The organism is Gemmatimonadota bacterium, assembly GCA_041390125.1.
Lineage (GTDB): Bacteria > Gemmatimonadota > Gemmatimonadetes > Longimicrobiales > Gaopeijiaceae > JAGQIF01.
Genome location: JAWKQN010000038.1, coordinates 1 through 6,654 on the forward strand (window position 1 = coordinate 1; position 6,654 = coordinate 6,654).

Annotated in this window: 6 protein-coding genes; 2 read left to right on the plus strand and 4 right to left on the minus strand. The window is 71.4% G+C overall.

Going from position 1 to position 6,654, the window contains the following annotated elements; all coding sequences use genetic code 11:
* Positions 1-131: 131 nt before the first annotated feature.
* Together R3E98_21695 and R3E98_21700 are read left to right on the plus strand one after the other, a co-directional pair.
* Entirely contained in the window at positions 132-2,816 is a 2,685-nt protein-coding gene (locus R3E98_21695; protein MEZ4426024.1) for an ABC transporter permease, read from the plus strand.
* Positions 2,817-2,913: 97 nt separating this feature from the next.
* Positions 2,914-3,090: a type II toxin-antitoxin system prevent-host-death family antitoxin gene (locus tag R3E98_21700; GenBank protein ID MEZ4426025.1), complete on the plus strand. Its 177-nt coding sequence runs from the start codon at positions 2,914-2,916 to the stop codon at positions 3,088-3,090.
* 211 nt (positions 3,091-3,301) lie between these two features.
* Here R3E98_21700 and R3E98_21705 read toward each other — a convergent pair whose 3' ends face one another.
* The 4 genes from R3E98_21705 to R3E98_21720 form a co-directional block, all read right to left on the minus strand.
* Positions 3,302-3,622 (minus strand): helix-turn-helix domain-containing protein, encoded by a 321-nt coding sequence (locus tag R3E98_21705; GenBank protein ID MEZ4426026.1) that lies wholly within the window; start codon positions 3,620-3,622, stop codon positions 3,302-3,304.
* A gap of 204 nt (positions 3,623-3,826) precedes the next feature.
* On the minus strand, positions 3,827-4,057 hold the full coding sequence (locus tag R3E98_21710; protein ID MEZ4426027.1) for a hypothetical protein: 231 nt from the start codon (positions 4,055-4,057) through the stop codon (positions 3,827-3,829).
* Between the two features lie 194 nt (positions 4,058-4,251).
* Positions 4,252-5,919, minus strand: a complete 1,668-nt coding sequence (locus R3E98_21715; protein MEZ4426028.1) for a DEAD/DEAH box helicase — start codon at positions 5,917-5,919, stop codon at positions 4,252-4,254.
* Positions 5,920-6,058: 139 nt separating this feature from the next.
* On the minus strand, positions 6,059-6,654 hold a 596-nt coding region (locus tag R3E98_21720; protein ID MEZ4426029.1), incomplete at its 5' end, for a metallopeptidase TldD-related protein.

Here is a 6,654-nt window from a genome sequence, read left to right on the forward strand (position 1 = left end):
ATGGGGCGGCCCCGGAAGTTCTACCGGCTGCGGCCGGAAGGCGCCCGCGCGCTGAAGGAGGCGTACGCCACCATCCAGTCCATGGCGGGCGGGCTGATCCCGAAGCTCACCGAGCTCGCGGAGGGGTGAGCATGCCCTCGCCCGAACCACGGCCGCCTCGCCTCCTGGTTCTCCTGGCCGGGCTGCTCCTCTCTGGCGACGAGGGCCGACTCATCCGCGCCGAGTTGGAGGAATCGTACGTCCGGGACCTGCAGAAGCGGATGCCGCTCCGCGTCGCGCGGGGTCGCTACGCGCGGAACCTGCTGGGCTCGATCTGGAGCGTCTGGACCGCCCGCCTCCCCCGCACGCTTGCGCGCGGCCTGACGCTCGACGCGAAGCTCGGGCTCAGGATGCTCGCGAAGCAGCCGTTGCTCACCCCCGTGGCCATGCTCGCGCTCGGCCTCGGGATCCCGGCGTCGCTGGCCCTGCATCACGGGTTGGGGGTGCTGTTCAGCCCCCTGCCGGTCCCGGAGGGCGAGCGTTTGCTGGGGATCCGCAACCACAGCCTCGAGACGCACGACCCCGTCCTGAGCTCGGTGCACGACTACGCCCGGTGGCGGGAAGCGCTCGACGCGTTCGAACAGGTCGCGGCCGCTCGCGCCTACCGGGTGAACCTCTACGCCGGCGAACCGGGCGCGCCCCCGCTGCGTGGGGCCGAGATGAGCGCGTCCGCCTTCGGGCTCCTCCGCGCCACGCCCCTGATGGGCCGCATGTTGGTGCCGGCCGACGAGATCCCCGGTGCCCCCGACGTCGTGCTCCTGGGCCAGGACGTGTGGAGGTCCCGCTTCGCGGGGGATCCCGCGATCGTGGGTAGGACGGTGCGGGTCGGTCGGACCGAGCACACCGTGGTCGGCGTGATGCCGTCGAGCTTCCGCTTCCCCGTGGACGAGGATGTCTGGCTCCCGCTGCGGGCCAGCCCCCTCGACCACGCCGAGGGCGAGGGTCCCGATCTGTGGGTGTTCGGTCGACTCCGGGACGGGGTCACCGCCGAGCGGGCCGCGCTCGAGGTTGCCCAGATGACCGAGCGGCTCGCCATCGACGATCCCGATCGATACGCGCGCTGGATCGGACAGGTCGTGCCGATGCCCCTGCTCCTCATGGGGGTGGACGAGTTCCTCCGCAGCGACCCCGACTTCCTGACGATGCAGTCGACCATGCTGCTGCTTCTGCTGATCCTCTGCGGCAACGTGGGCACGCTCCTGCTGGCCCGGAACACGACGCGCATGGGAGAGCTGGCGATCCGCACCGCGCTCGGCGCCAGTCGCGCCCGGATCGTGATCCAGCTCTTCATCGAGGCGCTCGTCCTCGCGCTCGTCGCCACCGGTCTGGGGCTGATCGCGGCCGAAGCGGCCATCCAATGGGTGTTCGGCAACGAGCTCGCGCCGCTCGGGGTCCCCTACTGGTTGGATCCGGGGCTCAGGACCGACACCGTGCTGCTGGCGCTGACGCTCTCCGTCCTCGCTGCGGTCGTGGCCGGCGTGCTTCCTGCCTTCCGTGCCACCGGCCGGGACGTGCACGCCACGCTGCAGCACTGGGCGGCGGGGAGGGCGAGCGTCCGGTTCGGGCTGGGCTCGTCGCTGCTGATCGTGAGCGAGATCGTGCTGTCGGTCGGCTTCATCACGCTCGCGGGCGCGATGGTCCGCAACGTCCTCCACGACTCCACCGCTGCGCTCGGACTCGAGCCGGACCGCTACCTGCGGGCCGACGTGCGGGTGCCGGCGAACGACGCGACGCCCGACCCCGAAGACCCGGAGACGGAGGCCGTGCGGGTGCGCCTGGCGCGGACGCAGCAGGAGGTGCTGCGGCGACTTGCCGAGGACGAGGCCGTGCGGGGCGTGGGGATGGGGGACGACCTGGCCAACTACGAACCGGGCCGCCGCAGCATCGTCCTCGAAGGAAGCGAGTCCGACGGAGAGCCGCAGGACGCCGCTGCGCTCCGCGTGGACGTCGGGTTCTTCCGCGGCCTCGGCCGGCCCATCCTCGCGGGACGGGACTTCAGCGCCGCCGACCTCGAGGCGCTGGAGGGCGACGGTCCCGCCCCCGTGATCGTCAACACGCCGTTCGTGGACCACGTGGTCGGGGGGCGGAACGCGATCGGTCAGCGCTTCCGCCCGAGGTCCGCGGCGCGGGACGCCCCATGGTTCGAGATCGTCGGCGTCGTCGGTCCCTTCGGGACGAACCCGATCAACCCCGACGAGGCCGCCGCCTGGTACGAGCCGGCGGTTCCAGGAACGTCGAACCCCGCGCGCTATCTGGTCGAGGTGGCCGGCGATCCGGCCGCGTTCGCACCGCGCCTGCGCGAGATCGTGGCCGCCGTCGATCCGGAGGCGACCGTGGACCAGGCCATCGCGCTGGGGGCGTCCTGGGAGGCCGACCGGAGCATCTGGCGTTGGCTGTCCGTCCTGCCGCTGGTCCTCTCCGGGGTGGCGTTCCTCCTCGCCGTCTCCGGGCTCTACGCGCTCATGTCCTTCACGGTCTCCCAGCGGACGCGAGAAGTGGCGATCCGGAGCGCGCTCGGCGCGCGCCCGTGGAGCATCGTGGCGACGATCGCGCGCAGAGCGGCGCTCCAGCTCGGCATCGGGCTCGCGCTCGGAGGTGTCTGGGCGTGGGCGCTGCTCCGCCAGGAGGCGGACGAGGCGTTCGTCCAGTCCATCAGCATCCCGCTGACCGTAGCCGCCACGCTGGTCGTCACGGCGCTCGTGGGGGTCGTCGCCTGCGCTTCGCCCACGCTGCGTGGGCTGCGCATCCAGCCGAGCGAGGCGCTGCGGGAGGGGTGAGCGATGGAGGCCGATCGTCCGTGGCGCGCCATCGACCGGGCAGGGATGGTACGGTACCGTTGACATATCTGTACCGTACCACCTTCGAGGACGCCCGATGCCGAAGACCACGACCTACTCCATCTCCCGATTGCGAGCCGACCTCTACCGGGTCATCGACCGGGTGCTGGAAACCGGCGAACCCGTCGAGGTCGAGCGCAACGGTCGACGCGTCCGCATCGTACCCGCGGAGGCCGCCAGCCAACTCGCCGCCTTGCGGCCCCACCCGGGCTAGCTGGCCACGGATCCCGAGTTTGGTGCACCTGGACTCGTCGGACGAGTGGACGCCGTGATCTACCTCGACACCCACGTGGTCGCGTGGCTGTACTCCAGCGCGGACGAGCGACTTTCGCCGGCGGCCCGGACTGCGTTGCTGGACTCCGATGATCGCAGGGTTTCGCCGATGGTGCGTCTGGAGTTGCAGTCCCTCTTCGAAGTGGGCCGTGTCACGGTTCTCGACGAGCGCGTCGGCTCCTCGGCTTGCCGAGGGGCTCACCCTCGCGGGTGAGCGGCGTGCGCCGGGACCTCGAAGGAGTCGGCGGCTCCGGACGCGGAGGGTCCGCGCGCTCCACCCGGAGATGATAGCCCAGGGCTTGGAGAGCGCTGAACGCGAGGTCGAACTCGACGCTCGTCTTGCCTGTCTCCACGAGCGAGATCCACTGGCGCGAGACACCCAGCTCCTCCGCGAGCCGGGTCTGGGACCAGCCGACCCGCGCCCGCCCGTCCCGCAGCAGAGGACCCAGGTCCTGAGGCCGTCGGAACAGCATCGGCTCCTCCCCGGAAATGCCAACGCATATAGGCGATCTGGAGTTGACTACGATCGTAGTCAAAGATCAACTGCCCATGTTCGAAGACGCGCCGCCCTAGGGCGTCACCGACGTGAAGTGCGTGTGGCGCGCTAGTCCGATGCCCACCGCGGCCGTGCGCCGATCCCGAGGACGGGCGTGCTCAGCTCCCCGCGTCGGAGGAGGCTAGAACGCCTCCCGCTCCCTCCGCTTCGCCCACCAGCGCCAGCCGACGAGGGCACCGGCGATCGTCAGCCCCGCGAAGCCCAGCGCGAAGACCATCAGACCGATCTTGAACAGCACGGCCAGGAGGGCCGCCACCCAGGCCGCCATGGGGGGCAGGATCAGCTTGAGGACCTCGGCCAGCAGCAGGGTCAGCAGGCCCGACAGGGCCACCGGGGCGGCGAGTCTCATCATGCGAAGCTCCTGAGGTCCGTGGATCGGCAGGTGCGCCCGGCCCGGAGGCGGGACGGCGATCCCTGCCTCGGCCTACGCCGCAGGCGGTCCGGGAGTTTCGTGGCCGGTCTGGCCTGCCGAGGGCCGCCGGGTCGCCCGCGCCTGACGACCCGGGGCACGTTCGTCGGTTCGTAGCGCCCGCGACCGCGGCGCGCCTACCGCCCCTGATCCAGCCGCACCGTCACCTTCTTGCCCTTGATCCGCGTGCCGCGCAGGGCGCGCAGGACGTCATCTGCCACTCCCTCCGCCACCTCCACCAGGGTGAACCGCTCCGAGATCTGGATGGAGCCCACGTCCCGGCCCGGCACACCGGCTTCGCCGGTGATCGCGCCGACCAGGTCCTTGGGGCGGAGCCCGGCGTCGCGGCCGGCGCCCACGAAGAGCCGCACGAAGCCCGTGGAGCGGGGGCGGCCCCGGGCCCCCGGCGAGGGTCCCTTGGGTCCCTTCCCGCGGGGCGGCTGCGCAGGCCGCTCCTGGGGGATCTCCTCTTCCTCGCCCTCCGTGACCTGGGTGGCCTCGTGGGCCATGCGCACGGCCCCCATGGCGATGTCGAACAGGTCGAACTCGTCCGACAGGGCCTCCACCACCACCCGGAAGCGCTCGAGATCACCGCCGAGGATGGATTCCCGCACGGATGCGCGCGTGAGCTCCAGGCGTCGGGCCCGCAGGTCCGCCACCGTGGGCAGCGACTCGACCGCGATCTTCTGCTTGGTGAGCCGCTCGATGTTGCGCAGCAGCGCGTGCTCGCGCGGATCCGCGAGCGTGACGGCCACACCCTCACGACCGGCGCGTCCCACGCGGCCGATGCGATGCACGTAGGACCGGGGCTCGGAGGGCACGTCGTAGTTGATCACATGCGTGAGCTGGGCGATGTCGAGTCCCCGCGCGGCCACGTCCGTGGCGATCAGCAGGTCGGCGCTTCCGCTGCGCAATCGGCCCATGACGCGGTCGCGCTGCTCCTGCGACATGCCACCGTGCAGCGCCTCCGCCCGGTGACCGCGTCCGTTCAGCGCTTCGGTGAGCTCGTCCACGTCGTTGCGCGTGCGACAGAAGACCAGCGTGGCCTCCGGGCTCTCCAGGTCGAGCACGCGGCCCAGCGCGGCCAGCTTGTGCGGCCGGCGCACCAGGTAGGCCGTCTGACGCACGAGCGGCGCGCCCTCGTCGCTCGCGGGCTCGGCCGCGATGCGCACCTCGACGGGGTCCCGCAGATAGCGGCTGGCGAGCGCTTCGATGCGGTGCCCCAGTGTGGCCGAGAACAGCAGCGTCTGCCGGTCCGTCGGGACCTCGGCCACGATCGCTTCCAGGTCCTCCGCGAACCCCATGTCCAGCATCTCGTCCGCTTCGTCGAGGACGAGCATGCGCAACCGGCCCAGGTCCAGCGTGCCCCGTCGCAGGTGATCGAGCGCGCGGCCCGGCGTGGCCACCGCCACGTCCACGCCGCGCTTGAGCACCTTGAGCTGCTGCTGGAACGACTGCCCGCCGTAGATGGGCAGCACGGTCACGCCCAGCACGCGGCCGTAGCGGTGGACGGCCTGCGCCACCTGGATGGCCAGCTCGCGCGTAGGCACCAGCACCAGGGCGGACGGGGCCCGATGCCCGATGGGGATGCGCTGCAGCAGCGGCAGCGCGAACGCCGCCGTCTTGCCTGTGCCGGTGGCGGCCAGACCCAGCAGGTCGCGTCCCTCCAGGACAGGCGGGATGGCGGCGCTCTGGATGGGGGTGGGCTCTTCGTAGCCGAGCTGGGAGAGCGGCTCGAGCAGGGCCGGGCCCAGGCCCAGACCGGCGAACTCGGTGGCGGCCGAGGCGGAAGACGATGGAGTCATGGCCGAAGATAACAGGCGGGGCGGGTACGCCGGCGCGGATGCCCTGGCACCCCCGGCTCCCCGATGCACAGCGGGGCGGAGCCGGTTCGGCTCCGCCCCGCCCGAGGACCCGCTCAGGCCGCCCCGGGGGCGGCGCTGCTCACACCGCGTCCGACAGCGACGTGAAGGTGAAGTCGCGCGCCTTGATGGGGGGCACCCAGACCGCGGGGGCCAGACCGCCGGACTCGCTGGAGGAGACGCGGACGGGTTCACCCATCATCTCCACGTTGTTGAGCATGAAGATGGGCGACTCGTTGTAGCGCAGGTTCTTGACCGGGTGCGAGATCCGCCCGTTCTCGATCAGGAAGGTCCCGTCGCGGGTCAGGCCCGTGAACAGGATCGTGCGCGGGTCCACGCCCCGGATGTACCAGAAGCGGGTGACGAGCAGGCCGCGCTCGGTGGAGCGGATCATCTCGTCCATGGAGGCGTTGCCGCCCGTCATGTAGTACCCGTTCACGAAGCCGGTCGGGTCCATCTGCTTCTGGGCCGCCCAGTAGCGGTCGTAGACCAGGTTCTTGAGCACGCCGTTCTCCACCCAGACCGTGCGCCGGTTGGGCAGACCCCCGCCGTTGAACGGCGCGGAGAAGAGGCGCGGATCCCCCGGATCGGAATGGATGGTCACACGCGAGTCGATGAACTGCTCCCCGATCTTGTTGCCTCCGCCCGCCTTGCTGAAGAACGAGCGGCCCTCGTCCG

Bases quoted from the DNA above. Each gene is read 5' to 3' on its own strand.
- R3E98_21695 (MEZ4426024.1), top strand. From the start codon at position 132: ATGCCCTCGCCCGAACCACGGCCGCCTCGCCTCCTGGTTCTCCTGGCC.
- R3E98_21700 (MEZ4426025.1), top strand. From the start codon at position 2,914: ATGCCGAAGACCACGACCTACTCCATCTCCCGATTGCGAGCCGACCTC.
- R3E98_21705 (MEZ4426026.1), bottom strand. From the start codon at position 3,622: ATGCTGTTCCGACGGCCTCAGGACCTGGGTCCTCTGCTGCGGGACGGG.
- R3E98_21710 (MEZ4426027.1), bottom strand. From the start codon at position 4,057: ATGATGAGACTCGCCGCCCCGGTGGCCCTGTCGGGCCTGCTGACCCTG.
- R3E98_21715 (MEZ4426028.1), bottom strand. From the start codon at position 5,919: ATGACTCCATCGTCTTCCGCCTCGGCCGCCACCGAGTTCGCCGGTCTG.